The sequence below is a fragment of the Halodurantibacterium daqingense genome, from assembly GCF_042666235.1.
Classification (GTDB): Bacteria; Pseudomonadota; Alphaproteobacteria; order Rhodobacterales; family Rhodobacteraceae; genus Halodurantibacterium; species Halodurantibacterium daqingensis.
The window spans coordinates 81,491-105,913 of sequence record NZ_JBHTFQ010000006.1 but is presented as its reverse complement, the minus strand read 5'-3'; the positions used below and the strand labels follow the sequence as shown (position 1 = coordinate 105,913).

At 66.5% G+C, this 24,423-nt stretch carries 23 protein-coding genes and 1 pseudogene; 14 read left to right on the top strand and 10 right to left on the bottom strand.

Annotated elements, in window-relative coordinates:
• Positions 1 to 39 precede the first annotated feature (39 nt).
• Both ACFQXB_RS12150 and ACFQXB_RS12145 read right to left on the bottom strand, forming a co-directional pair.
• Complete coding sequence (locus ACFQXB_RS12150) at positions 40 to 954, bottom strand: pseudouridine-5'-phosphate glycosidase (protein ID WP_377403949.1); 915 nt, start codon at positions 952 to 954, stop codon at positions 40 to 42.
• Positions 951 to 1,832: a PfkB family carbohydrate kinase gene (locus tag ACFQXB_RS12145; protein WP_377403947.1), complete on the bottom strand. Its 882-nt coding sequence runs from the start codon at positions 1,830 to 1,832 to the stop codon at positions 951 to 953. The genes ACFQXB_RS12150 and ACFQXB_RS12145 overlap by 4 nt, the downstream gene beginning before the upstream one ends.
• 209 nt (positions 1,833 to 2,041) lie before the next feature.
• Between ACFQXB_RS12145 and rpsB the strand changes: the two genes are divergently transcribed.
• On the top strand, positions 2,042 to 2,800 hold the full coding sequence (gene rpsB / locus ACFQXB_RS12140) for a 30S ribosomal protein S2 (RefSeq protein WP_377403944.1): 759 nt from the start codon (positions 2,042 to 2,044) through the stop codon (positions 2,798 to 2,800).
• Positions 2,801 to 2,902: 102 nt separating this feature from the next.
• Entirely contained in the window at positions 2,903 to 3,778 is an 876-nt protein-coding gene (gene tsf, locus ACFQXB_RS12135) for a translation elongation factor Ts (protein ID WP_377403941.1), read from the top strand.
• Between the two features lie 1,124 nt (positions 3,779 to 4,902).
• Here the strand turns inward: tsf and ACFQXB_RS12130 are convergent.
• Positions 4,903 to 5,730, bottom strand: coding sequence for a LuxR family transcriptional regulator (locus tag ACFQXB_RS12130; protein ID WP_377403938.1), 828 nt, complete (start codon positions 5,728 to 5,730; stop codon positions 4,903 to 4,905).
• A gap of 608 nt (positions 5,731 to 6,338) precedes the next feature.
• Here ACFQXB_RS12130 and ACFQXB_RS12125 point away from each other — a divergent pair.
• From ACFQXB_RS12125 to ACFQXB_RS12090, 8 genes and pseudogenes are all read left to right on the top strand, one after another.
• Positions 6,339 to 7,160: a hypothetical protein gene (locus tag ACFQXB_RS12125; RefSeq protein ID WP_377403935.1), complete on the top strand. Its 822-nt coding sequence runs from the start codon at positions 6,339 to 6,341 to the stop codon at positions 7,158 to 7,160.
• 171 nt (positions 7,161 to 7,331) lie between these two features.
• Positions 7,332 to 7,751, top strand: a pseudogene (rplU, locus tag ACFQXB_RS12120) (50S ribosomal protein L21); the annotation flags it as partial.
• Positions 7,752 to 7,790: 39 nt separating this feature from the next.
• The gene (gene rpmA, locus ACFQXB_RS12115) at positions 7,791 to 8,060 is read left to right on the top strand and encodes a 50S ribosomal protein L27 (RefSeq protein WP_377403933.1); all 270 of its coding nucleotides are present in this window, start codon (positions 7,791 to 7,793) and stop codon (positions 8,058 to 8,060) included.
• Between the two features lie 203 nt (positions 8,061 to 8,263).
• Positions 8,264 to 8,812: a GNAT family N-acetyltransferase gene (locus ACFQXB_RS12110; protein ID WP_377403930.1), complete on the top strand. Its 549-nt coding sequence runs from the start codon at positions 8,264 to 8,266 to the stop codon at positions 8,810 to 8,812.
• A gap of 3 nt (positions 8,813 to 8,815) precedes the next feature.
• Positions 8,816 to 9,331, top strand: coding sequence for a GNAT family N-acetyltransferase (locus ACFQXB_RS12105; protein WP_377403927.1), 516 nt, complete (start codon positions 8,816 to 8,818; stop codon positions 9,329 to 9,331).
• A gap of 1 nt (position 9,332) precedes the next feature.
• Complete coding sequence (gene obgE, locus ACFQXB_RS12100) at positions 9,333 to 10,358, top strand: GTPase ObgE (RefSeq protein ID WP_377403924.1); 1,026 nt, start codon at positions 9,333 to 9,335, stop codon at positions 10,356 to 10,358.
• Positions 10,355 to 11,464 (top strand): glutamate 5-kinase, encoded by a 1,110-nt coding sequence (gene proB, locus ACFQXB_RS12095; RefSeq protein WP_377404584.1) that lies wholly within the window; start codon positions 10,355 to 10,357, stop codon positions 11,462 to 11,464. The genes obgE and proB overlap by 4 nt, the downstream gene beginning before the upstream one ends.
• Positions 11,465 to 11,471: 7 nt before the next feature.
• A complete protein-coding gene (locus ACFQXB_RS12090; protein ID WP_377403921.1) occupies positions 11,472 to 12,728 on the top strand; it encodes a glutamate-5-semialdehyde dehydrogenase in 1,257 nt (418 codons plus the stop codon).
• 284 nt (positions 12,729 to 13,012) lie between these two features.
• On the opposite strand, the gene ACFQXB_RS12085 is transcribed toward ACFQXB_RS12090, so the two are convergent.
• Entirely contained in the window at positions 13,013 to 13,609 is a 597-nt protein-coding gene (locus tag ACFQXB_RS12085) for a histidine phosphotransferase family protein (protein WP_377403918.1), read from the bottom strand.
• Between the two features lie 27 nt (positions 13,610 to 13,636).
• On the opposite strand from ACFQXB_RS12085, the gene ACFQXB_RS12080 reads away from it, so the two are divergent.
• The 3 genes from ACFQXB_RS12080 to ACFQXB_RS12070 all read left to right on the top strand — a co-directional run bounded on the left by ACFQXB_RS12080 (position 13,637) and on the right by ACFQXB_RS12070 (position 15,573).
• Entirely contained in the window at positions 13,637 to 13,819 is a 183-nt protein-coding gene (locus tag ACFQXB_RS12080) for a DUF3553 domain-containing protein (RefSeq protein WP_377403915.1), read from the top strand.
• Between the two features lie 132 nt (positions 13,820 to 13,951).
• Positions 13,952 to 14,737, top strand: coding sequence for a GNAT family N-acetyltransferase (locus ACFQXB_RS12075; RefSeq protein ID WP_377403912.1), 786 nt, complete (start codon positions 13,952 to 13,954; stop codon positions 14,735 to 14,737).
• A complete protein-coding gene (locus tag ACFQXB_RS12070; RefSeq protein ID WP_377403909.1) occupies positions 14,734 to 15,573 on the top strand; it encodes a lysophospholipid acyltransferase family protein in 840 nt (279 codons plus the stop codon). Before ACFQXB_RS12075 ends, ACFQXB_RS12070 begins: the two co-directional genes overlap by 4 nt.
• Here ACFQXB_RS12070 and ACFQXB_RS12065 read toward each other — a convergent pair.
• From ACFQXB_RS12065 to mazG, 3 genes are all read right to left on the bottom strand, one after another.
• The gene (locus ACFQXB_RS12065) at positions 15,545 to 16,177 is read right to left on the bottom strand and encodes a thiamine phosphate synthase (protein WP_377403906.1); all 633 of its coding nucleotides are present in this window, start codon (positions 16,175 to 16,177) and stop codon (positions 15,545 to 15,547) included. The two genes, ACFQXB_RS12070 and ACFQXB_RS12065, sit on opposite strands and share 29 nt — an antisense overlap.
• A 963-nt stretch (positions 16,178 to 17,140) precedes the next feature.
• Positions 17,141 to 18,148 carry a Fe(3+) ABC transporter substrate-binding protein gene (locus ACFQXB_RS12060; protein ID WP_377403903.1) on the bottom strand — a complete coding sequence of 336 codons (1,008 nt, stop codon included), beginning with the start codon at positions 18,146 to 18,148 and terminating at the stop codon, positions 17,141 to 17,143.
• Positions 18,149 to 18,235: 87 nt separating this feature from the next.
• On the bottom strand, positions 18,236 to 19,057 hold the full coding sequence (mazG, locus tag ACFQXB_RS12055; RefSeq protein WP_377403900.1) for a nucleoside triphosphate pyrophosphohydrolase: 822 nt from the start codon (positions 19,055 to 19,057) through the stop codon (positions 18,236 to 18,238).
• Positions 19,058 to 19,122: 65 nt separating this feature from the next.
• Here mazG and ACFQXB_RS12050 point away from each other — a divergent pair, with 65 nt between their 5' ends.
• On the top strand, positions 19,123 to 20,286 hold the full coding sequence (locus ACFQXB_RS12050; RefSeq protein WP_377403897.1) for a M20 aminoacylase family protein: 1,164 nt from the start codon (positions 19,123 to 19,125) through the stop codon (positions 20,284 to 20,286).
• A gap of 37 nt (positions 20,287 to 20,323) precedes the next feature.
• On the opposite strand, the gene typA is transcribed toward ACFQXB_RS12050, so the two are convergent.
• The 3 genes from typA to ACFQXB_RS12035 form a co-directional block, all read right to left on the bottom strand.
• Positions 20,324 to 22,144 (bottom strand): translational GTPase TypA, encoded by a 1,821-nt coding sequence (gene typA / locus ACFQXB_RS12045; protein ID WP_377403894.1) that lies wholly within the window; start codon positions 22,142 to 22,144, stop codon positions 20,324 to 20,326.
• Between the two features lie 69 nt (positions 22,145 to 22,213).
• Entirely contained in the window at positions 22,214 to 22,825 is a 612-nt protein-coding gene (locus ACFQXB_RS12040) for a YitT family protein (RefSeq protein WP_377404581.1), read from the bottom strand.
• Between the two features lie 318 nt (positions 22,826 to 23,143).
• Positions 23,144 to 24,358, bottom strand: a complete 1,215-nt coding sequence (locus tag ACFQXB_RS12035; protein ID WP_377403891.1) for an NADP-dependent isocitrate dehydrogenase — start codon at positions 24,356 to 24,358, stop codon at positions 23,144 to 23,146.
• Positions 24,359 to 24,423: the final 65 nt, after the last annotated feature.

Sequence of the window (24,423 nt, the reverse complement as noted above, 5' to 3'; positions counted from 1 at the left end):
CTCGGGGCGATTGCAACGTCCGGGGCGCGGCGGAGCGTGCTATTTCTGCGCCGCGATCGCCTGCGCGACGGCCGCGGCAAGACGGGCGTTATGTTCCACCAGCGCGATATTGGCGGCCAGCGAGGCGCCCCCCGTCCCTTCATAGACCCGCTGCAGCAGGAAGGGGGTGACCTGCTTGGCGACGACGCGCTGCGCCTCGGCCTCGGCCAGGGCCTGTTCGATCACCGGGATCATCCGCTCGCGCGGGATCTCGGCGTTTTCGGGGATGGGATTCGCCACAAGCTGTCCGCCGGGAAGCCCCAGCCGGGCGCGCATCAGATGCGCGGCGGCAATCTGGTCGGCGCTGTCCATCCGCAGTGGCGAGGGCAGGCCCGAGTCGCGCGACCAGAAGGCCGGGAAGGCCTCCTGCGCGAAGGTGATGACCGGCACGCCCAGCGTTTCCAGGACCTCCAGCGTCTTGGGCAGGTCAAGGATCGCCTTCGCGCCGGCCGCAATGACACTGACCGGCGTTTCCGACAGTTCGCGCAGATCGGCCGAGATGTCGAAGCTCGTCTCGGCGCCGCGATGCACGCCCCCGATGCCGCCGGTGGCAAAGACGGCAATCCCGGCAAGGCGCGCGCAGATCATCGTTGCGGCCACCGTGGTCGCCCCGGTGCGGCCAAGGGCAAGGCAGGCGCCAAGATCGGCCCGGCTGAGCTTCATCACGCCCTCGGCCTGACCCAGCGCCTGCAGTTCCTCCGGCGCAAGCCCGATGTGGATGCGCCCGCCCATGATGGCGATGGTGGCCGGCACCGCGCCCGCATCGCGGACCACCTGTTCCACCCGGGCGGCCGCCTCGACATTCTGCGGATAGGGCATGCCATGGGTGATGATCGTGGATTCCAGCGCCACGATGGCGGCGCCGTTGCGGCGGGCGGCTTCGACCTCGGGGGCGAAAACAAGCGGGGCGTTCATGAACCGATATCTCCTGATACATAGTCGGCGGCAGCGCGCAGGGCCTGTTCAAGCGCTTGGGCCCGGTCGGCACCGCCGGTTTCGGCAGCGATATGCGCCGCCATGAAGGTGTCGCCCGCGCCCGTCACCCGTGTGACAAGCACCTGCGGCGGGATCGCGGTCAGAACGCCGTCGGGCCCGCCGTCGGCGCAGGCCCGGCCGCCGTCGGTGACCAGAACCCGTGCCGCCCCGCGCGCGACAAGGGCGCCCGCGGCCTCGGGGGCGCTGGCGAACCGGGTCAGGCACAGAAGCCCTGCCTCTTCGAGGTTCACGTAAAGCGTTGCGCGCGGACTGTGCAAGAGCGGCGTCAGCCGTTCGGCCTTGCCCGGGCTGGCCGGCGCCACGCGCAGATCCGCATCGGCAAAGAGCGGGCTTTGGGCGATCTCGGCCAGCAGCGCCTCGGTCAGGTTGCCGTCCAGCGCCACCGGGCCGCGCCAGGGGCCGAGCCGGCCCTCGGACAGGGGCCGCAGGATCTTGTCGCCGGCGGCTTCCAGCGAATGGGCATCGGCGATGGCCGCGATCAGCCCGTTGGCCCCCTCGACGGCCATGTAGCGGTCGGTGGGCAGATCGTCGGACAGGTAGATGTGGTCGGTTACCATGCCCATGCGCGCACAGGCGGCCAGCAGTTCCTGCCCCTCGGGATCGCGGCCCATCGCCGTCAGGAGCGCCGGGGTAAAGCCGAACCGGCGCAGCGTCATGGCGATGTTCATGGCCACGCCGCCGGGCAGGCGGGTGATGCGCCCCGGCACATCGCTGCCCAGCCGCAGGGTCGCGGCCGAACGACCGATGATGTCCCACAGGACCGAGCCGATACAGAGGATGTCAGGTGCAGCCGTCATTGCGCCCTCTTGCCGTGCCGGGCGACGCACTGCAAGGGCGGAGTGGGCCGGGCAGGCGATCGGCCCTTGTCAGGGGGTCCGAAACGCGCTAAGGGGCGCGCACTTCACAGGCGGGGCCGGGCCTTTCAGGGAGACATCCTGGATGGTCCACCGGTTGGGCGAAAGCCTGAAATGCCCCGCCAAGGCGCAAACCGGAAAAGGAACACGATATGGCGCTTCCCGATTTCTCGATGCGTCAGCTTCTTGAAGCTGGCGTTCACTATGGTCACCAGACGCAGCGCTGGAACCCCCGCATGGCCGAGTTCATCTATGGCGAGCGGAACGGCATCCACATCCTCGACCTCACGCAGACCGTCCCGATGCTGGATGCGGCGCTGAACGTCGTGCGCGAAACCGTTGCCAAGGGCGGGCGGATCCTGTTCGTCGGCACCAAGCGCCAGGCGCAGAAGCCGATCGCCGAAGCCGCGGAAAAATGCGCGCAGTACTACATGAACCACCGCTGGCTGGGTGGCACGCTGACCAACTGGAAAACCGTTTCGCAGTCGATCGCGCGGCTCAAGCAGATCGACGAACTGATGGCGCAGGGCGCCGAAGGCCTGACCAAGAAGGAACGTCTGGGCATGGAGCGCGAGCAGGCCAAGCTGCAGGCCAGCCTTGGCGGGATCCGCGAAATGGGCGGCGTGCCGGACCTTCTGTTCGTCATCGACGTGAACAAGGAAGATCTGGCCATCCTGGAAGCGCAGAAGCTTGGCATCCCGGTCGTGGCGGTGGTTGACACCAACTGCTCGCCCAAGGGCGTGGATTACATCATCCCCGGCAATGACGACGCGGCCCGCGCGATCGCGCTGTACTGCGACCTGATCTCGCGCGCAGCCCTTGACGGCATGTCGGCCCAGCTTGGCGCCGCCGGTGTCGATCTCGGCGCGCTGGAAGAGGCGCCCGCGGAAGACGCCGTCGCCGAGGCCTGAGGCCCGCTGTCAGACGCGTGTCACATGGCGGAGATATTCCGCCTGTGACGGTCAGAGGGCGGGGATTCCCCGCCCCATGCATTCAATTCGAGGAGAAGCCCAATGGCGATCACCGCTCAGATGGTGAAGGAACTGCGCGAAACCACCGGCGCAGGCATGATGGACGCGAAGAAGGCCCTGACGGAAACCGACGGCGACATGGAAGCTGCGGTTGACTGGCTGCGCACCAAGGGTCTGGCCAAGGCCGCCAAGAAATCCGGCCGCACCGCCGCCGAAGGTCTGGTGGGCGTGGCTGTCTCGGGTGGCAAGGGTGTCGCGGTCGAACTGAACTCGGAAACCGATTTCGTCGCCAAGAACGCCGATTTCCAGAAGCTGGTCGCCAGCTTCACCAATGCCGCGCTGAACGTGGCGGATATCGACGCGCTGAAGGCCGCCGAGCTGAACGGCAAGCCGGTTGAAACCGTGCTGAACGAAGCCATCGCCGTGATCGGCGAGAACATGACCCTGCGCCGCATGGCGGTGCTGGAAGGTGATGTGGTGGTGTCCTACGTTCACAACGCCGCCGCCGACAACATGGGCAAGATCGGCGTGCTGGTTGCGCTGAAGGGCACCGACAACGGCATCGGCAAGCAGATCGCCATGCATGTCGCCGCAACGAACCCCGCCTCGCTTTCCGAGGCCGATCTGGACCCGGCGCTGGTCGAGCGGGAAAAGGCCGTCCTCTCCGAGCAGGCCCGTGAATCGGGCAAGCCCGAGGCCGTGATCGAAAAGATGATCGTGGGCCGGATGGCGAAGTTCTTCGAGGAAGTGACGCTTCTGGGCCAGAAGTTCGTCATCAACCCCGACCTGACCGTCGAGCAGGCTGCCAAGGAGGCCGGCGTGGAAGTGCTGGGCTTCGTCCGCATGTCGGTCGGCGAAGGCATCGAGAAAGAGAAAGAGGATTTCGCAGCCGAGGTCGCCAAGACCCTCGCCGGCTGAGCGTAATCGCATCACCTGGACAAGGGCGCCTTCGGGCGCTCTTTTTCATTGGCGGTATCCCTGGCCTGCCGTTCGGCTGCAGCGGCCGGGTCCGGCACGCGCGGATCCGGGCGCGCTCTCCCCGCCGTTGCGGGTCGTGATGAGCCTGCGCAGGGCCACAAACGCGGCGGCGCAGGAGCCGGATGCCCCTGGCCGCGGCCCCCGCTGCAGGGCCCGGATCGCGGCGGGTCCGCCGCTACACGCCGCGCCCTGGCCGCCTTGGCCGATCGGATGCATGATGCCGAAGCAGACCGGTTTCTCGGCGATCGGACGGGCGCGTGCCGCTTCACGCCCGCGACGGCGTTCGGGCTGTTCGTCGCGCGCAGATCTGGCGCCGTATCGGCCGCATGGGCCAGGCCGTCGCGCCTGCCGTGCCCCCGGACCGGACACGCCTGACCGAGACGGACAGCCTGCGGAAACCGCGCACGGTGGTCGGCCGAGGCAGACAGCACCGAGGCCGCGGGCGCCGCCGTCCTGCCCGAGGACGCCCCGGAGCAGAAAGCCGCACGTCCGGTTCAAGGCAGAGCGGTTCCTTGTCATGGTCGCGGCTGGCCGCTTCGACGCCACGCGCTGTTGGCCGGGCAGCATCCATGTGCGCCGCTGTCCGGGATCGCGCCCGACGCGCGGTCGATGCGGCGCCCGCGGCAGGTTTGGAGACGGCAGAAGGCGCTCGTGCAGGGTCACGGCCGCGGGCGGCGGGCAGACGCAGCCATTCTCATGCCGCGCCTGCCGGACCGGCCCGAAGACGTAACCCCAAGCGCGCGTCCTTCTGGACGCGCCTGGGGCACTCGTACCCTGTTACTTGTCAACTCCGCCGGCGCGCGTAAGCCGACCAATAAGGCCCGCGCGCCGACCCCGGGTTACCGGAAGAAACCTTTCCCTTGTAATTGCAAGGATGTCCGGCCTCTTGGTCCCGTTAAGCCACCACTCACGGAACATCCCTCTTTTGGATCGGCCAGGCATACTTTGGTAGTGCGGTATTCCTTACCTGATCCTTAATCCGGTGGCATGCAGCGCCGTCAGCCCAAGGCCGGCATCCAGGGAGCGTCCCGCCCCTGCGGGCCGCACGGGCCAGCGCTGCCCTCTCACGCGCTGCCGGGGACGGCCCATAACGGGCTTCGGCATTCCTGCGGCTTCTTGCCGTTGCGCTCTGGCCTGGCGCCGAGCGGAGAGAACACATAGATCTGGTTCTGAAGCACGGCCTTGAGCAGGGCCTGGGCCGTCGTGCCTGCGTCCAGGATCTCGCGCGCAAGACGCAGGTGTTTCTCCACCGTCGTTACCGTCAGGCCCATGATCGTGGCGATATCCTGGGTCGTCTTGCCTTCGCCGACCCATTCCAGCACTTCGCGCTGTCGCCGGGTCAAGGCGCGATCCGGGCAGATGACGGGCAGGGTGGCGATACGCATGTGCGTGATATCGTTCAGAAGGGTTATTTCCCGCCCATGCACCTGCCAGACCGCCTCCACATCATCCTGAGTCATGCCCGGGCGGGCAATCAGGCCGATCGCCCCCTTGGCGCGCAGCGAGATGTCGTGGAAGCTGATCGTGTATCCGGCAAGGATTCCGTGCCTGTGGTTGAACTCTACCACCTGACGTTGTTCAGGGGTGAGCGCGCCGGTCGCATGATGTTCCTTGATGATCCGCCAGCTCAGGGCGCCGACATTGGCGGTCGCCCATTGCACGGCGGGCGCCTGCCGATAAAGGCCGCCGTTGATATAGTGTTCGAGATAGTCGGACGGCAGATTCGAAAGGACCACCAGATCCTTCGGATCGCCCAGGAAGTGACGCGAGCGGAAGCGGGTATAGCCATAGAGCAGCCGGTCAAAGCCGTAATGCGCCATCCGGCATTGGTGAAGCTCCCAGACCTTCCGCACGTCGGTGGCATGAATGATGGCTTCAAGATGACCGAGCATCTGTATTCCGGGTCAAAATCAACATGAGAAAAACAAGCAGCGGCCCCCGGCCATAATCTGTTACCCAAAACCGACGCAAAAGACCACAATACGGCCGGCCGGCGATTGAAAACGAGCGATCGTTAATAATTAACTAAGCCTAGCGTTTCTGGCATGGAATTGTCCAGTTGATGGACTCTCTTTCGGAGGGATGGCCGGTTCCGGACGCCCGCCGACGCCAGGATCCGGGCCATCACGCATCCTTAAGATCAGCCTGCAAGGGGGGGCAGCGGGGCAAGCCTCCGCTCAGCTGTCGCCGAGGGCCGTCTGGCGCATGTGGATGCATTTACCCGACCCGGGCACTGGCCCGGGGGCGCCAGGCCCCGAAGCGGTCATGCTGGTCGCGGCGGGCGACCGGGTTCATGCCGCGCCGCGGCTGCCCGGGCAGGGCGCGCCGTCACCGCCTGCGCCGCGCGTTCCGCTTCGTTCCGGTGCCGGCGGCGGTGCCCCGCTTCACGTTAGTTTTTTTGCAGGGCGCTTGGCTTTGCCTGGGGGCGGCACTAGCATTAAGGAAACGCCCGTCCCACAGGATCATCATGTTTTCAAGGCCGCCTTCGTCACTTCTGCCCATGGCTTTCGCTCTCTCGCTTGTCGGGGCTGCGCCGGTTGCTGCCCAGCAGGCGGATGAGGTCGCCACGGCGGCCGAGATCGCGGCGCTGCTGCGCCTTGACGAGGTGATCGCCATCATGCGGGAGGAGGGGATCGGCTATGGTGCCGATCTGGAAGCCGAGATGTTTCCCGGACAGGGCGGCGCCCGCTGGCGCGAAACGGTTGCGCGGATCTATGACCTCGAGCGCATGCAGAGCCGGTTCATCGACAGTTTCACCGCCGAGCTTGACGGCGCCGCCGAGACGGGCGAGATCGCGGCCTTCTTCGGCTCGGCGCAGGGCCAGCAGATCGTGAGCCTCGAACTGTCCGCCCGCCGCGCGATGCTGGACGAGGCCGTGGATGCCCAGAGCCGCGATCACTTCTACGAGCTGCTGGCCGAGGAAAGCCCGCGGCTGGATCTGATCGACCGCTTCGTCACCGCCAACGATCTGGTCGAGCAGAACGTGACCGGGGCGCTGAACTCGAACCTCGCCTTCTATTACGGCATGGTCGAGGCCGACGCCATCGGCTTCGACATGAGCGAGACCGACATCCTGGCCGATGTCTGGTCCCAGGAACCCGTGATCCGAGAGGAAACCGGCGAATGGCTCTATTCCTATCTCGCGCTTGCCTATCAGCCGCTGGAGGATGCCGCGCTGGAGGATTATATCGCCTTCTCGGAAGGGGCTGCGGGGCGGCGGCTGAACCGGGCGCTGTTCACCGCCTTCGACGGGTTGTTCACGATGATCTCGCGGGATCTGGGCGTGGCGACGGGCCGGTTCGTCAGCAGTCAGGACATCTGAGCAAAGCTTGACAGGGCGCACGCCTTGCCCGATATAGCGGGTTCCCGACTCGGCATGGTGCCCTGGCGGGTCATATCGATTACGCCCCTCGGGGCGCGCTGTCCGAAGGCGCTTGGCGCAAACGCCCGGAAACGGGGGCCGCAGGACGCGGAGCAGAGAAGGAAAAGGCCGATGTTCGCGGTCCTCAAGACAGGTGGCAAACAATACCGGGTGCAGGCGGGTGACGTCCTGCGCGTGGAAAAGCTTGCTGCCGAAGCTGGCGAGAAGATCCAGTTCAACGAGATTCTGATGGTCGGCGGCGATGAGCTGACGGTCGGTGCCCCGCTGGTGTCGGGCGCTGCCGTGCAGGCCGAAGTGATCGACCAGATCAAGGGTGAGAAAGTCATCCACTACGTCAAGCGCCGCCGGAAGCATTCGTCGCAGCGCACCAAGGGCCACCGCCAGAAGCTGACGCTGCTGCGCGTGACCGACATCCTGACCTCGGGCGCGGATGCGACCGGCGTCAAGGCAGCCGCGGGTTCGGCCCCGGCAAATGCCGCCCCGGCGGCTCCGGTTGCCGAAGAGGCGCCGGCAAAACCGAAACGCGCCGCGAAGAAGAAACCCGCGGCCGAAGCGCAGGAGTAACACGATATGGCACACAAGAAAGCTGGCGGTTCATCCCGTAACGGCCGCGACTCGGCCGGTCGTCGCCTCGGCGTGAAGCTTTTCGGGGGCCAGTCGGTCATCCCGGGCAACATCATCGTGCGTCAGCGCGGCACCAAGTGGTGGCCGGGCCAGGGCGTCGGCATGGGCAAGGATCACACGATCTTCGCCGTGACCGAAGGCAATGTGACCTTCCACAAGGGCCTCAAGGGCCGCACATTCATTTCGGTCCTCCCGGTTGCGGAGGCTGCGGAGTAAGCCGAACCTTTACAAAGTTCATGTATCGGGGGGTCGGCTGCTCAGCCGGCCCCCCGTTTCGTTTGCCGGATGTTAACCGGTTATCCGGTAACGGGGTTGACCAGAAGATGCCCGGGGCCGCTTGCGCGGCAGGCGGGTTATCGCCATCTTCAAGAAAGGCGGGGCACAGGCCATACGGCCGGGCGGCCCCGAGGAGGGAAGGCATGACACTGATAACGCCGCGGCTTGAAGCCGATCTGCCGGTCGTTCCGACCGAACGTTTTGTTCTGCGCCCCCTGCGCCGATCCGATGCCGGCCCGATTGCCATGTATGGCGCGGATCGCCGGGTTGCGACGCAGACAACCTCGATCCCGCATCCCTATCCCCCGGGCGCGGCCGAAGCCTTCGTGGCGCGGGCCATGTCGGGTGACGGGGCGCAGGCGGTCTGGGCGCTGGACGGTTCGGCGCACGGCGGGTCCGAGCTTCTGGGCCTTGTGTCACTGTCGCGGCTGGACCGTGCGCAGGCCGAGATCGGCTATTGGGTCGCCCCGGCGCTGTGGAACACCGGCTATGCCTCGGAGGCAGTGCAGGCGATCGTCGCGGCGAACCCCCTGGGCAACAAGACGATGTTCGCACAGGTGTTTCAGGATAATCCCGGTTCCGCCCGGGTGCTGACCAATGCCGGTTTCGTCTATCTGGGCGATGCCGAGGCCTTCAGCGTGGCGCGCGGCGCGATGGTTCCCACCTGGACCTATCTGCGCAAGCTTGACTGACCGATGCTGATTGCGACGGATCGCCTGCTTCTGCGCCCGATGGTGGCCGATGATGCAGGCGATCTGCGCCGCATCGTCACACGGCCTGAGGTCGGGCGGATGCTGTTCGTCTTCCCGCCGGACTGGACGCTTGCCGCAGCCGGCGCCTTCATCGAGGCGACGGCCTTTCACGGGGCGCCGCCGTTCCGGCTGGCGATCACGCGTGCGGGCCGTTTCATCGGCTCGATCGGCGTGGGGGCGGGCGATGAGCCCTCGATCTTCTATTTCCTTGATCCCGTCGAAGCCGGGCAGCGACTGGGCGCGGAAGCGGTGCACGGCTTTGTCGATGCGCTGTTTCGACACTATCCCATGCCCGCGCTGGGGGCGGAGGTCTTTCAGGACAATCCCGCCTCGGCGCGGCTTCTGGAACGCATCGGCTTCCGGAAAACCGGTGCGGCAACGCATTCCTCGGCGGCGAGGGTTGAGCCGGCGGCGATTTGGCTCTATCGGCTGACAAGGAAAGAATACAAGGCGGCATGACATGAAGTTCCTCGATCTGGCCAAGGTCTATATCCGTTCGGGCGGCGGCGGTTCGGGTTGCGTCAGCTTCCGCCGCGAAAAGTTCGTCGAATTCGGGGGCCCCGATGGCGGTGACGGCGGCAACGGCGGCTCGGTCTGGGCCGAGGCGGTGGAGGGGCTGAACACCCTCATCGATTTCCGTTTCCAGCAGCATTTCTTCGCGAAATCCGGCCAGCCCGGCATGGGGCGGCAGATGACCGGGAAATCCGGCGATGACATCATCCTGCGCGTTCCCGTGGGCACCGAGATCCTGGATGAGGACGAAGAGACGCTGATCGCCGACCTGACCGAACCCGGCCAGCGCGTTCTGCTGGCCCGCGGGGGCAATGGCGGCTGGGGCAACCTGCATTTCAAATCCGCCACCAACCAGTCACCGCGCCGCGCCAATCCGGGGCAGGAGGGGGTAGAGCGCACCATCTGGCTCCGGCTCAAGCTGATCGCTGATGCGGGACTTCTGGGCCTGCCGAATGCCGGCAAATCGACCTTCCTTGCCGCGACATCGAATGCACGGCCCAAGATCGCGGATTATCCCTTCACCACCCTGCATCCGAACCTCGGTGTGGTGGGGATCGACGGCAAGGAATTCGTCATGGCCGATATCCCCGGCCTGATCGAGGGGGCGTCCGAAGGGCGGGGGCTGGGTGATCTGTTCCTTGGCCATGTCGAACGCTGTTCCGTGCTGCTGCATCTGGTCGATGGCACCGCCGAGGATGTTGTGCACGATTATCGGGTGATCATCGGCGAACTGGAGGCCTATGCCGAGGCGCTTGCCCGCAAGCCGCGGATCACCGCGCTGAACAAGATCGACGCGCTGGACGAGGAAGAGCGCGCCGAGAAGAAGGCGGCACTTGAGGCGGCATCGGGCGGCAAGGTGTTCCTGATCTCGGGCGTCGCCGGCGAGGGCATCCAGGATGTGCTGCGCGCGATCCAGGCCGAGATCGCCCGGGACCGTGCCGCCCCCGAGGAGGATGCGCCTTGGCAACCCTGACACCAAGGATCGCCGATGCGCGGCGATTGGTGGTCAAGATCGGCTCGGCGCTGCTGGTCGATCGGACAACGGGGCTGCGCAACGACTGGCTGCGCGATCTTGCGGCGGATGTCGCGGCGCTGAAGGCCGGCGGCGCGGATGTGGTGCTGGTGTCTTCGGGGTCCATCGCGCTGGGGCGCGGGGTGCTGGGCCTGCCGCCGGGGCCGCTCGCGCTTGAGCAAAGCCAGGCGGCGGCCGCGGTCGGGCAGATCCGGCTGGCCCGCGCCTATGAAGAGGTGCTTGCCCCCCATGGCATCACCACCGCGCAGGTGCTTGTGACGCTCGAAGATACCGAGGACCGGCGCCGCTATCTCAACAGCCGGGCCACGTTGCAGACGTTGCTGGGCCTTGGCGTGGTGCCGATCGTCAATGAAAACGACACTGTCGCCACCGATGAAATCCGCTTTGGCGACAATGACCGGCTTGCGGCGCAGGTTGCGGTAACGGTCGGTGCCGACCAGTTGGTGCTTCTGTCGGATGTGGACGGGTTCTATTCCGCCAATCCCAAGGAAGATCCGACCGCCCGCCGCTTCGATCTGATCGAGGAGATCACCCCGGCGATCGAGGCAATGGCGGGCGATCCGATCTCCGGCCTCTCCAAGGGCGGGATGAAGACCAAGCTGCTTGCCGCCAAGACGGCGGTGCGCGGCGGCTGCGCCATGGCGATCATGGAGGGCTCGGTTTCGCGGCCGCTGCTGGCCCTGGCCGAGGGGCGGGCTGCCTGCACCTGGTTCACCGCCCAGGCCGATCCGCAGGTGGCGCGCAAGCGCTGGATTGCGGCGATGAAGGAAAAGGGCACGATCCGCGTCGATGCGGGCGCCGAGGCCGCGCTGCGTCAGGGCCGGTCGTTGCTGCCCGCCGGGGTGCTGGCCGTCAGCGGTGATTTCGGTCGCGGCGAGCCGGTCGCGATCCTGGGCGCGGGGGGCGAGACCCTGGGCAAGGGGCTTGCCCGCTATACCGGGGACGAGGCGCGCGCCATCGCCGGGCGCCGATCCGCCGAGATCGAGGCGGTTCTGGGCTATCCCGGCCGGGCGGCGCTGATCCACCGCGACGACATGGTGCTGTGAGGAAACGATGAGCGAGATCGAGGAAACGATGCGGGCGATGGGGCTGCGGGCCAAGGCTGCGGCTGCGGAACTGGCCTATGCCCCTTCGGAGGCCAAACGCGCCGCGCTCGACGCGGCGGCGGCGGCGGTCTGGGACGCGCGCGGGCAGATCATCGAGGCGAATGCGCGCGATCTGGCCTTTGGCCGCGACAAGGGCCTTTCGGCCGCGATGATGGACCGGCTGCTGCTGGATGAGGGCCGGATTGCCTCCATCGTCGAAGGTCTGCGCGCCGTTGCGGCCCAGCCGGATCCGGTGGGGCAGGACATCGCCGCCTGGGACCGGCCGAACGGGCTGCATATCCGTCGTGTCCGCACGCCGCTGGGGGTTGTCGGCGTGATCTATGAAAGCCGTCCCAACGTGACCGCCGACGCCGGTGCGCTGTGTCTCAAGGCCGGGAATGCGGTGATCCTGCGGGGCGGGTCGGAAAGCTTCCATTCCTCGGCGGCAATTCATGCCTGCCTGCGCGACGGCTTGCGTGCCGCAGGCCTGCCCGAAGATGCGATCCAGCTTGTGCCGACGCGCGATCGGGCGGCGGTAACGGAAATGCTGCGGATGGTCGGGGTGATCGACGTGATCGTGCCGCGCGGCGGCAAGGGGCTGGTGGGCCTGGTTCAGGCGGAAGCGCGCGTGCCGGTCTTTGCCCATCTGGAGGGCATTTGCCATGTCTATGTCGATGTGGCTGCCGATCCGCAGAAGGCGCGGGCGGTGGTTCTGAACGCCAAGACCCGGCGCACCGGGATCTGCGGCGCGGCCGAATGCCTTCTGCTGCACCGTGACATCGTGGACGGGCTGGGCGCGCAGATCATCGCGGATCTGGTGGCTGCCGGCGTCGAGGTGCGCGGCGGGCCGGGTCTGCAGCATCTGCCCGGCGTGGTTCCGGCCGATGCCGAGGACTTTGGCCGCGAGTTCCTTGACCGCATCATTGCCGCCGAGGTGGTGGCGGACGTGGACGCGGCAATTGCCCATATCCGTCGCTATGGCTCGCAGCATACCGAGGCGATCCTGACCGAGGATGACGCCACGGCGGACCGGTTCTTTACCCGGCTCGACAGCGCGATCCTGATCCGCAATGCCTCGACCCAGTTCGCGGATGGCGGCGAGTTCGGCATGGGCGCGGAAATCGGTATCGCCACCGGCAAGCTGCACGCCCGCGGCCCGGTGGGCGCCGAGCAGCTGACCAGCTTCAAGTATCTGGTGACCGGAAACGGAACCGTGCGGCCCTGATCCCCGCGACCGGGCCGCACTGAACCATTTCCAGACCAATGGCCAAGCCGCGCGGATGAACCGCAGGATCGCGCACGCCGCCGCCAGACGATCCGGCCAGGGCAGCAACAGCCGTCACTGGCGCAGATCGCCCACCCCCGCGCGGCCCGCTATGTCCATGCAGCCCGAGGCGCTGATCGGCGGCACGCCTCTCATGCTGTCCGCCGCCGAGTTCAGGGCCGGACCGGGCCTGACGGCCGTCGATCCACCCGAGCCCGGGAATGAACCACCTTGCCCGAAAGGCGCTAGTAGCGCAGCCGGATCCGGGTTTCGGTGGTCTCGACCCGCAGGCTTCGACCCTGGGCGCGCAGTTCCGGCGGAACCAGGGCGAAATGCACCTGTGCCGCTGCCGGCGGCGGCGCAAGCGACGGATCCTCGAGCCCGTCCCAGAGATCGGTCTCGATCCGCAGCCGCGGCGCCAGCCCCGTCATTTCCCACATCCCGCCTTCGCAGGTGACGGTGATCGCGCCGCCATAGGGCATGGCGGTTTCAAGGCATTGCAACAGCAGGAAGGCCAGGCGCACCTCGTGGCGCGGCAGGTCGCCCATCGGCTGCCAGTCGATCCGGAGCCGGCTGCCGGCGGTCATGTCGGCAAGGATCGACAGGATCTCGGGCCGGCCCATCCGCTGCCCGAGTGCCGCCGCGCCGAAGGCCACACGGAAGAAACGGATCCGGGCGCTGGCGCTCAGGACGCTTTCGGCGATGAGGTCCGCCTCGGGGCCCCTTGTCGTGCCGGCCATCCGCATCAGTTCCAGGCCATTGCCGATCGCGCCCAGAGGGCTGATAAGGTCGTGGCAGATACGCGAGGCGAGCAGGGCGCTCAGATCAGGGGCAACCGTCATGGAATATCGTCCGGAACAGGAGAGATGATGGGGGGAATGAACGCGATCCTGGAACCGGGGATGTTTGTCCGCCATCCCGCCCGCCCCGACTGGGGCCTGGGACAGGTGCAGTCGAACATCGCCGGACGGATCACCGTGAACTTCGAGCATCAGGGAAAGGTTGTCATTGACGGCCGCAGGGTTGAGTTGCTGTTGGTTCTTGATCCGTAATATTGATAAACAAAACGTTAACCGCGCCATGCTGGGACCCGCCCGTCTTCATCATTGTTGCTTTCAGTTGCATATTTGCTGCGTGACCCCTAGAACCGCGAGAGCCCGGCGCCCCCGCAGAACCGCGAGTTGATGACCCCGACCGATCCCCATTTCGAACTGAAACTGGCCACCGAGGAACAGGACGTGCTGGCGGCGCAGCGGCTGCGCTACGACGTCTTCGTGACCGAGCTTGGCGGCGACGGCGACCTTGTCGATCACGCGAACCGGCTGGAGCGCGACAGGTACGATCCGTTCTATGACCATCTGGTGCTGATCGACCGCCGGCGTGATGCGGCGCGGCTTGACCATGTGGTCGGGGTCTATCGGCTGTTGCCCTGCGATCGCGCCGAAGCCCTGGGCCGGTATTACAGCGAAACCGAATATGACCTTGGGCCGCTGCGCGCCTCGGGGCGGCGGCTGCTGGAACTGGGCCGGTCCTGCGTTCATGCCGACTATCGTGGCGGCACGGCGATGTTCCATCTGTGGAACGGCCTGGCAGACTATGTCCTGCGGCGCGAGATCGAGGTGTTGTTCGGTGTGGCCAGTTTCCACGGCACCGACATCGCGGCGCTGCGCCAGCCGCTAAGCTATCTTCACCGGTTCCACCTCGCGCCGGACAGCTTGCGGGTCCGGGCGCAGGAGGCGCATTATCAGCCGATGGACCTGCTGCCCGACGACCAGATCGACCGGCGCGAGGCGATGCGCCTGACGCCCGCGCTGATCAAGGCCTATATCCGGCTTGGCGGCTTTGTCGGCGACGGTGCCTTCGTGGATCACGATTTCAATACCACCGATGTCTGCCTGCTGATGGACACACGGGTCATGTCGGAAAAGCACCGCGGCTTCTACATGCGCAAGCAAGAGGCCCGCGTGTGAGCACCTGGCATTCCGAGGCGGCCCCGACACCCTGTCGCATTCCGCCGATGGGCTGGTTGAGGGTGATCTGGCGCGGGGCGGCGCTGCTGCTTGTCACCTATGGCTGTCTCGTGCTGCTGCTTGCGCTTCGGCTGGTCGAACGCCCGCTGTTCGGCCTGCGCCGGCCGATCACGCCGCATATCACCCAGTTCGTCTGTCGCAGCGCCTTCGTGATCCTTGGTCTGCATCTGCGCACGCATGGCCGTCCGATGCAGGAAAAGGGCGCGGTGGTGGCCAACCACGCCTCGTGGCTGGACATCTTCACGTTGAACGCGCCGCAGCGGGTCTATTTCGTGTCAAAGGCCGAGGTTGCGGGTTGGCCGGGCATCGGCTGGCTGGCGCGGGCCACCGGAACCGTGTTCATCAACCGCAATGGCCGCGAGGCGCGGTTGCAGAAGGAACTGTTCGAGGCGCGTCTGCGGGCCGGCCACAAGCTTCTGTTCTTCCCCGAAGGCACAAGTACCGACGGCCAGCGGGTGCTGCCGTTCAAGACGACGCTGTTCGCGGCCTTCTTCACCCATGGCCTGGCCGAGATCCTGCATGTTCAGCCGGTCTCGGTGCGGTATCAGGCGCCCGAAGGGGCCGATCCGCGCTTCTATGGCTGGTGGGGTGACATGGCGCTGGGGCCGCATCTGCTGGCCGTGCTGGCGCAGCCCCGGCAGGGACGGGTGGATGTGGTGTTCCACCCGCCGGTGCGGGTGGGGGATTTCGCGGATCGCAAGGCCCTTGCCGCCCATTGCGAAATGGCGGTGCGCAGCGGCATGGGGGCTATCCCAGCGGCGCAACCAGCGCCCTGAGCGCCAAAAGCGGATCCTCGCTGCGCCAGATCTCTTCGCCGAAGGCAAAGAAATCCGTCATCGGTGCCAGCCGGGCCACATCCTCGACACTCAGCGCGCCTTCGGCCACCACCGGCACCTCGATCATCTCGGACCACCACTGGAACAGGTCGTCCGGGGCGGTTTCGCCGGCCCCCAGCGGGGTGCGGCCCACCGGCCCGAAGGCGACGTAATCGGCGCCAGCCTCGGCCGCATTGATGCCGTCGTGGCGCGTGATGCCGCAATAGGCGCCGACGATCGCATCCTCGCCCAGATCCTTGCGCACCTTGCGCAGGTTGCGGGCGCCGTCGGTCAGATGCACGCCGTCCAGGCCAAGCCGTTCAACCATCAGCACATGGCTCTCGATCACCAGCGCCACGTCGCGGGCATGGGCAACATCGCGCAGCGCATCGGCAGCCCGCGCCACCGCATCCTCGTCGCGGGTGGCAAGGGCAAGGCGGATGCAGGCGATTTCAGCCCCGTCAAGCACTGCGGCAAGCTGGTCGGCAAAAGGGGCCGGATCGAACGCCGGCGGTGTGATGAGGTAAAGCTGCGGCCGTTCTGCAGCGGGGGTGGGTGCGGACATGAAAGCCTCCGTTTCCAACCTCATACCCCGGCGCAGGGGCGGTCACAAGAGAGCGCGGCCGCATTGGCGGCGCGGCGGGCCGCGAGCTTCCGGCACCTTCCGGTGAGGCTGGAGGGGCACGCTGGCTCCTGCCTGCGCGACGGGGCTGTCCGGCCTGCTGGCGAGTCCGCGTGTCCCGGCCCGGCGGCGGACGACCGGATCGGCCGCGGCTGCGCTTGCCACAGGTCGGAAGCGGCGTGCCCCCAAGGGAACGAGGATCCGGCACGCATACCGCAGTCAACCCGGAGCAGCGCCCTGCCGACCCCTGCCGCGAGGGCGCTCGGGGTGACAAGGGCAGTCCGGGCCCGCGATGGCCGCCGCGCCAGACGACGGTTTCTCGATCGGCGGCTTCTTGATCGGCGGCGGGCCGATCACGCTCCGGGCCTTCATGAGAGGTGTAAGCCAGGGCTGGCGGAGGCGAGAGACGGCCGGCTCCAGCCCCGCACCGGCGGCAGCGCCGCACCGACTCCAGCCCCGCACCGGAGGCAGCGCCGGCCCGGCGGCGCGATCAGGTCCTGGCGTGATGGCGGCGTTCCTGTCCCGCGCGCCCCTGTGGCGCCGAATGGCGAGGCGCGGATCGCGGCGACAGCGCGCCCTTCGCTTGCCTGTGCAGTCTCACGGCGACGGGCGCAGCAGGGCATCAGCACGCTGCACCACCCCCGGCAGGGCGCCATGGCCAAATGCGCGATCCGACCGATCCGGGAGCAGGCCGGCGAAGCCCGCGCGCCGAGAGCATCCGGCGTGCATCGCCGGTGACGCATGAGATCGCCAATCACCATCGTCCCGACATGCGGCGCGGCACAGCTCCGGCCGCGGCACGCAGGCCAAGGTCAGCGCCGCAGTTCCACCGGGGCAACAGGCGGGTGGTTTGCAAAAGGCGGAAGGGGCCGGATGACGGCCCCTTCCCGACGGTTCCGCGGCGGGTCAGCCGTCGAAATCGACCTCTTCCATGATCCGCAGGGCTGCCGCGCGGTTGCGCGCGATTTCCGTCAGGTCATGGGTGTCGAACGCGGGTTCGCCCCAGCTTGCAACCAGTTCCGAGCGCGCCGCGCCTTCGAGCACCGGGTATTCGTGGTTCAGCTCGGCATAGATGGCCTGTGCTTCGGGCGAGACCATGTATTCGAGGAACTGGATCGCTGCATCGTGGTTCGGCGCCGCCTTGGTCATCGCCACGCCCGAAACGTTCAGATGCGTGCCGCCATCCTCGAAGGTCGGGAACACGATCCGTGCGCTTTCGGCCCAGGCGCGCTGTTCGTCATCGGCCAGCATCGCGCCCATGTAATAGGTGTTCGCCAGCGCGATGTCGCATTCGCCGGCCCAGACGGCCCGCACCTGCTGACGGTCGTTGCCTTCCGGCTTGCGGGCGAGGTTGGCTTTCAGCCCCTCGGCCCAGTCGCGTGCGGCTTCTTCGCCGTGATGGGCGATGACGGCGGCCAGCAGCGCGAGGTTGTAGTTGTGCACGCCGGGGCGGGTGCAGATGCGGCCGCGCCATTTCTCGTCGGCCAGATCCTCGTAGGTGGTGACTTCACCCTCGGCAACGCGGTCCTTGTGGGCATAGACCACGCGGGCGCGGGTGGTCAGCGCATACCAGAGGTCGTCAGGGCTGCGCAGATGCTCGGGCACCGCGGCCTTCAGCACGTCGTTGTCGATCGGTTGCAGGACGTCGGCATCGACGATCTGCTGCAGGTTGGCGATATCGACGGTCAGCACCAGGTCGGCCGGCGAACGTTCGCCCTCGGCGGTCAGGCGCTCGACGAGACCCGACTCGATATAGGAGAGGTTGACGGTGATGCCGGTCGCCTCGGTGAAGGCCTCGACCACGGGCTCGATCAGGAAGGCCTGACGCGTGGTATAGACATTGACCTCATCGGCCAGCGCCGGAATGGCAACGGCAGCAAGGGCAGAGCCCAGCAGAACGGAACGCAGAGTCATGATACTCCTCCAGAATGATCTAACAAATCCTGTCGCGCTTAAACCCGACAAATTTGCTTTCGTCAATCATGATTCCTTTTATCAGGATTAGGAGCCCGCCTTTTTCTCGGCGCGTTTTGCCGCATCCCAGAGGCTGTCCATCTCGGAAAGCGTGGATTGGGCCGGGGTTCGGCCCGTCGCGGCCAGGGCAGATTCGACCGCGCCGAAGCGGCGGGTGAACTTGTCATTGGCGCGGCGCAGCGCGACTTCGGGGTCGATGTCCAGGTGTCGCGCCAGATTGGCCATGACGAACAGAAGGTCGCCGAATTCCTCTTCGCGGGCCTCGGGGCCAAGGCTGTCGCGTGCCTCGACCAGTTCGCGGGTTTCCTCGGCGATCTTGTCCAGAACCTGCGCGGCATCGGGCCAGTCGAAGCCCACCCGCGCCGCCCGGCGCTGCAGCTTGACCGCCCGCATCAGCGCGGGAAGCCCAAGCGCCACGCCGTCAAGCACGCCCTTTTCCTGCGATGCGGCGCGTTCCGCGGCCTTGATCGCCTCCCAGTCGGCGACCTGATCGGCCGCGCTCTTGTCGCGGTTGGCCGTGCCGAACACATGCGGGTGGCGGGCGATCATCTTGGCATTGGTCGCCGCGGCAATGCTGTCGAAATCGAACAGCCCGGCCTCGGCACCCATCTGGGCGTGATAGACGACCTGCAGCAGCAGATCGCCCAGTTCGCCCTCAAGCGCCGGCCAGTCCCGGCGTTCGATCGCATCGGCCACTTCATAGGCTTCTTCGATCGTATAGGGCGCGATCGAGGCGAAATCCTGTTCGATATCCCAGGGGCACCCCCTGGCGGGATCGCGCAGCGCCGCCATGATGGCCAGAAGCCGGGGCAGGGGCGCATCGGGCAGGGTGGCGGGATCGATGGTCATTGCGGCGCCTTCCGTTTTGCGGTCATCTGGCGGCACAATCCCGGGAAAGCGCCAAGGAGTCCATGATGCCCGTTCTCAACCGTATTGCCGATTTCTCGGAGGAGATGAAGACCTGGCGCCGCCATCTGCACCAGCACCCCGAACTGCAGTTCGACTGCCACCAGACGGCCGATTTCATCGCGGCCCGGCTGGAGAGTTTCGGCGTTGACGAAATCCATCGCGGGATCGCCGAGTCCGGGATCATCGCGATCATCAACGGGCAGGGCGATGGCCCAACGATCGGTCTGCGCGCCGACATGGATGCGCTGCCGATGTCGGAAGCGACCGGGCTGCCCCATGCCTCGACCGTGCCGGGGAAAATGCATGCCTGTGGCCACGACGGCCATGTGACGATGCTGCTGGGCGCTGCGCGGTATCTGGCGGAAACCCGCAACTTCTCGGGTCGGGTCGCGCTGATCTTCCAGCCGGCGGAAGAGGGCGGCGGCGGCGCAGGGGTGATGGTGCGCGAGGGGGTTCTGGACCGGTTCGGCATTACGCAGGTCTTTGCCCTGCACACCTCGCCCAACACGCCTGCGGGGCATTTCGTGACGACGCCGGGCCCGATCATGGCTGCAGTCGATACGGCTTGGGTCCATGTCACGGGGCGCGGCGGTCACGGCGCCATGCCGCATGAAACCGCCGATCCGATCGTGGCGGCGCTGGCGATGATCAGTGCGGTGCAGACCATCGTCAGCCGCAACCACATGGCGACCAGGGATCTGGTGATCTCGGTCACGCAGATCCATGCGGGCACCGCCGACAATGTCATCCCCGACGAGGCCTGGTTCTGCGCCACGATCCGCACCTTCGACAAGGAGGTGCAGGCAATGGTCCAGCGCCGCTTTGCCGAACTGGTCGAGGGCACCGCCGCCGCCTATGGCGTTACGGCGCGGCTGGATTATCAGCTGGGCTATCCGGCCACGATCAACGATCCCTCACGCGCCGCCTTTGCCGCCGAGGTCGCGCGCGAAATCTCGGGCGCCGCAGCGGTCGAGGCCGAGGCCTCGCGCGAGATGGGGGCCGAGGACTTTTCCTACATGCTGGAACAGCGTCCGGGCGCCTATCTGTTCCTCGGGCAGGGGGAGGGGCCGGGATTGCACCACCCCGGCTTCGATTTCAACGACGAGGTTGCGCCGGTGGGGGCGAGCTTTTTCGCGCGGCTGGTCGAACGCGCCCAGCCCGCGGGCTGATCGAACGGAAAAGGGCGGGGAAACCCCCGCCCTCCTGTCAGCTTGCCGCCTTGGCCTGACGCTTGCGTTCATGCGGGTCAAGGAACCGCTTGCGCAGGCGGATCGACTTGGGCGTCACCTCGACCAGTTCGTCATCGTCGATATAGGCGATGGCCTCTTCCAGGCTGAACCGCACCGGGGTCGTCAGCCGCACCGCCTCATCCGTGCCGGAGGCGCGGATGTTCGTGAGCTTCTTGCCCTTGAGCGGGTTCACCTCAAGGTCGTTGTCGCGGGAATGTTCGCCGATGATCATCCCCTCATAGACCTGTTCCTGCGCGCCGATGAACAGCTTGCCGCGCTCCTCGAGGTTCCAGAGCGCATAGCCCACCGAAACGCCGTTCTCCATCGAGATCAGCACGCCCTGGCGGCGGCCCTGGATCGGCCCCTTGTGCGGCGCCCATTCGTGGAACACGCGGTTCAGGACGCCGGTGCCGCGCGTGTCGGTCAGGAACTCGCCGTGATAGCCGATCAGCCCGCGCGAGGGCACATGGGCGATGATCCGGGTCTTGCCGGCGCCTGCGGGTTTCATCTCGACCAGGTCGCCCTTGCGCGCGCCGGTCAGTTTCTCGATCACCGCGCCGGAATATTCGTCATCCACGTCGATGGTGACTTCCTCGATCGGCTCCAGCCGCTGGCCGTCTTCCTCGCGGAACAGAACGCGCGGGCGCGAGATCGACAGCTCGAACCCTTCGCGGCGCATGTTCTCGATCAGCACGCCCATCTGCAATTCGCCGCGGCCCGCGACCTCGAAGGCCTCGCCGCCGGGGGTGTCGCTGATCTTGATCGCGACGTTGACCTCGGCTTCCTTCATCAGGCGGTCGCGGATGACGCGCGACTGCACCTTGTTGCCGTCCTTGCCGGCCAGGGGCGAATCGTTGATGCCGAAGGTGACCGAGATGGTCGGCGGGTCGATCGGCTGCGCCGGCAGCGGCACGTCGATCTCGGGCGCGCAGAGCGTGTCGGCCACGGTCGCCTTGCTCATGCCGGCGATGGTCACGATGTCGCCCGCTTCGGCGGCGTCGATGGGCTGCTGGCCCAGACCGCGGAAAGCGAGGATCTTGGTCACGCGGAACTGCTCGATCCGCTCGCCGTCGCGCGACAGCGCCTTGAGCGTTTCGCCGACCTTGAGCGTGCCACTCTCGACACGGCCGGTCAGGATGCGGCCGATGAACGGGTCGGCGGAAAGCGTTGTGGCCAGCATCCGGAAGGGCTCGGACCGGTGCGCGATCTGCTTCGGTTCCGGCACATGGCGCACCACCAGATCGTAAAGCGCCGAAAGATCCTTGCGCGGGCCGTCCAGTTCCTCATCCGCCCAGCCGGACCGGCCCGAGGCGTAAAGCACCGGAAAATCAAGCTGTTCGTCCGTCGCACCAAGGTTGGCGAAAAGGTCGAACACCTCATCCAGCGCGCGGTCGGGTTCGGCATCGGGCTTGTCGACCTTGTTCAGCACCACGATCGGGCGCAGCCCCAGCGCCAGCGCCTTGGAGGTCACGAATTTCGTCTGCGGCATCGGGCCTTCGGCAGCATCGACCAGCAGCACCACGCCATCGACCATGTTCAGGATGCGTTCGACCTCGCCGCCGAAATCGGCGTGGCCGGGGGTATCGACGATGTTGATCCGCTTGCCGCCCCATTCGAGCGAGGTGCATTTCGCAAGGATCGTGATGCCGCGCTCGCGCTCGATATCGTTCGAATCCATTGCCCGCTCGGCCACGGCCTGATTGTCGCGAAACGCACCGGATTGTTTCAGAAGCTCGTCCACCAGGGTTGTTTTGCCGTGGTCAACGTGCGCGATGATCGCGATATTGCGAAGGTCCATAGGGTCTGCCTTTTATGCTGCGCCGCCGCGATTATCCGAGAATGCCCGCAAAATCCAGCCCCAACGGGCTCAGGTCGCGATATAGCGGTCCCGGCGGTGATTGACAGCGATCACGAGATTGAGCACCGCCGCCCCCAGGAGCGACCAGCCCACTGCCGCCGGTTCCATCACCAGAAGGGCGGCGCCAAAGACCATGATGTCGAACAGAAGCTGCGCGTAGCCCGCGCGAAAACCGGTGCGATCCTGAAGATACAGCGCCACGATGCCGACGCCGCCCAGGCTTGCCCCATGCCGGAACAGCGCAAGCAGCCCGGCCCCCGAAACCAGTCCGAACAGCACCGCCGCCGCAGCGGGCGACAGGTGTTCGAAGGCGATCATCCGGGGCAGGAGCGTGGTCAGCACCGACAGGAGCGCCACGGCGGCAAAGGTCTTGAGCGTGAAGCGCAGCCCCATGCGCCGCAGCGCGAGCGCGTAGAACGGCAGGTTGATCGCGAAGAACACCGGGCCGAAATCCCAGCCCGTCGCATAGCCGATCAGCACCGCAAGCCCCGCCGTCTGCCCGGTGACGAATCCCGCCTCGGTCAGGATCGCCAGGCCGAAGGCGCACATGGTGACGCCGAACAGAAGGCCCTGCATGTCGTCCAGCCAGGAATGTCGCGCGGTTTTCTGCGGTTCGGTCATGGCCTGCCAATGCACCGAAGCCGCGCGGGATTCCAGTGGCCTTTTGTCACAGGAACCCTGCATTCGGGCGTCCGGGCGACCACGCCGCCTCTGCCGCCGGCGCAGAGGGGCCGGACGCCCGTTGCCCCGCCCGGGTCGTTGCGGTTCCACCGGCCGGGCCGCCGCGCATCTGCGCGGTCGCGAGGCATGACCGGCCCGCGTGGCCCTTGTGCACGCGTTCTGCACCGAGGTGGGGATGGGGCGACAGAAAAGGCGCGCCCGAGGGCGCGCCTGTGCATTCTGGTCCCGGGCGTTGCGCTCCGGGATGGCGCGGGCCTGTCAGCCAGCAAGCGCCTTGTTCAGATATTCGTCCACCTTTTCCAGGTAGCCCATCGTGGTGAGCCATTTCTGATCCGGGCCGACCAGCAGCGCGAGGTCCTTGGTCATGAAACCGTCCTCGACCGCCTGCACCGTCACGCGTTCAAGCGTGTTGGCGAAGGTCATCAGCGCCTCGTTGTTGTCCAGCGTGGCGCGGTGCTTCAGCCCGCCCGTCCAGGCATAGATCGACGCGATCGAGTTCGTGGAGGTCTCCTTGCCCTGCTGGTGCTGACGGTAGTGACGGGTCACGGTGCCATGCGCGGCCTCGGCCTCGACCGTCTTGCCATCCGGCGTCATCAGCACCGAGGTCATCAGGCCGAGCGAGCCGAAACCCTGCGCCACGGTATCCGACTGCACGTCGCCGTCATAGTTCTTGCAGGCCCAGACATAGCCGCCCGACCATTTCAGCGCCGAGGCCACCATGTCGTCGATCAGCCGGTGTTCATAGGTGATGCCGGCCGCCTTGAACTTGTCGGCGAATTCTTCGTCATAGACCTTCTGGAACAGGTCCTTGAAGCGGCCGTCATAGGCCTTGAGGATGGTGTTCTTGGTCGAGAGATAGACCGGCCAGCCCTTGACCAGACCATAGTTCATCGAGGCGCGGGCAAAGTCGATGATCGACTGGTCGAGGTTGTACATCGCCATGGTCACACCGGCGCCGGGCGCGTCGAACACTTCCTTCTCGATCACCGTGCCATCCTCGCCGACGAACTTGATCGTCAGCTTGCCCTTGCCCGGAAAGCGGAAATCGGTGGCGCGATACTGGTCGCCGAAGGCGTGGCGGCCCACGACGATCGGCTGTGTCCAGCCGGGCACAAGGCGCGGCACGTTCTTGCAGATGATCGGTTCGCGGAAGATCACGCCGCCCAGGATGTTGCGGATCGTCCCGTTGGGCGAGCGCCACATCTGCTTGAGGCCGAATTCCTCGACCCGGGCTTCGTCCGGGGTGATGGTGGCACATTTCACGCCCACGCCATATTGCTTGATCGCATTGGCGGCATCGATGGTGATCTGGTCATCGGTGCGGTCGCGTTCCTCGATGCCGAGGTCGTAGTATTTGAGGTTGATGTCCAGATAGGGCAGGATCAGTTTCTTCTTGATGAAATCCCAGATGATCCGGGTCATCTCGTCGCCGTCAAGCTCGACGACGGGGTTCTCTACCTTGATCTTGGTCATGTGCCTCTCCGCTTGGATGACTCGTCTGGCGGTTCCTTAGCGCATTACGTAGCGGTATGAAAGGC

What these genes read in the sequence shown, in the direction of transcription:
- ACFQXB_RS12105 (WP_377403927.1), top strand. Translation starts at nt 8,816, where the DNA reads ATGCTGATTGCGACGGATCGCCTGCTTCTGCGCCCGATGGTGGCCGAT.
- ACFQXB_RS12035 (WP_377403891.1), bottom strand. Translation starts at nt 24,358, where the DNA reads ATGACCAAGATCAAGGTAGAGAACCCCGTCGTCGAGCTTGACGGCGAC.
- ACFQXB_RS12125 (WP_377403935.1), top strand. Translation starts at nt 6,339, where the DNA reads ATGGCTTTCGCTCTCTCGCTTGTCGGGGCTGCGCCGGTTGCTGCCCAG.
- ACFQXB_RS12130 (WP_377403938.1), bottom strand. Translation starts at nt 5,730, where the DNA reads ATGCTCGGTCATCTTGAAGCCATCATTCATGCCACCGACGTGCGGAAG.
- obgE (WP_377403924.1), top strand. Translation starts at nt 9,333, where the DNA reads ATGAAGTTCCTCGATCTGGCCAAGGTCTATATCCGTTCGGGCGGCGGC.
- ACFQXB_RS12085 (WP_377403918.1), bottom strand. Translation starts at nt 13,609, where the DNA reads ATGACGGTTGCCCCTGATCTGAGCGCCCTGCTCGCCTCGCGTATCTGC.
- mazG (WP_377403900.1), bottom strand. Translation starts at nt 19,057, where the DNA reads ATGACCATCGATCCCGCCACCCTGCCCGATGCGCCCCTGCCCCGGCTT.
- ACFQXB_RS12110 (WP_377403930.1), top strand. Translation starts at nt 8,264, where the DNA reads ATGACACTGATAACGCCGCGGCTTGAAGCCGATCTGCCGGTCGTTCCG.
- typA (WP_377403894.1), bottom strand. Translation starts at nt 22,144, where the DNA reads ATGGACCTTCGCAATATCGCGATCATCGCGCACGTTGACCACGGCAAA.
- tsf (WP_377403941.1), top strand. Translation starts at nt 2,903, where the DNA reads ATGGCGATCACCGCTCAGATGGTGAAGGAACTGCGCGAAACCACCGGC.
- rpsB (WP_377403944.1), top strand. Translation starts at nt 2,042, where the DNA reads ATGGCGCTTCCCGATTTCTCGATGCGTCAGCTTCTTGAAGCTGGCGTT.
- rpmA (WP_377403933.1), top strand. Translation starts at nt 7,791, where the DNA reads ATGGCACACAAGAAAGCTGGCGGTTCATCCCGTAACGGCCGCGACTCG.
- ACFQXB_RS12080 (WP_377403915.1), top strand. Translation starts at nt 13,637, where the DNA reads ATGGGGGGAATGAACGCGATCCTGGAACCGGGGATGTTTGTCCGCCAT.
- ACFQXB_RS12150 (WP_377403949.1), bottom strand. Translation starts at nt 954, where the DNA reads ATGAACGCCCCGCTTGTTTTCGCCCCCGAGGTCGAAGCCGCCCGCCGC.
- ACFQXB_RS12065 (WP_377403906.1), bottom strand. Translation starts at nt 16,177, where the DNA reads ATGTCCGCACCCACCCCCGCTGCAGAACGGCCGCAGCTTTACCTCATC.
- ACFQXB_RS12040 (WP_377404581.1), bottom strand. Translation starts at nt 22,825, where the DNA reads ATGACCGAACCGCAGAAAACCGCGCGACATTCCTGGCTGGACGACATG.
- ACFQXB_RS12060 (WP_377403903.1), bottom strand. Translation starts at nt 18,148, where the DNA reads ATGACTCTGCGTTCCGTTCTGCTGGGCTCTGCCCTTGCTGCCGTTGCC.
- ACFQXB_RS12075 (WP_377403912.1), top strand. Translation starts at nt 13,952, where the DNA reads ATGACCCCGACCGATCCCCATTTCGAACTGAAACTGGCCACCGAGGAA.
- ACFQXB_RS12050 (WP_377403897.1), top strand. Translation starts at nt 19,123, where the DNA reads ATGCCCGTTCTCAACCGTATTGCCGATTTCTCGGAGGAGATGAAGACC.
- ACFQXB_RS12090 (WP_377403921.1), top strand. Translation starts at nt 11,472, where the DNA reads ATGAGCGAGATCGAGGAAACGATGCGGGCGATGGGGCTGCGGGCCAAG.
- ACFQXB_RS12145 (WP_377403947.1), bottom strand. Translation starts at nt 1,832, where the DNA reads ATGACGGCTGCACCTGACATCCTCTGTATCGGCTCGGTCCTGTGGGAC.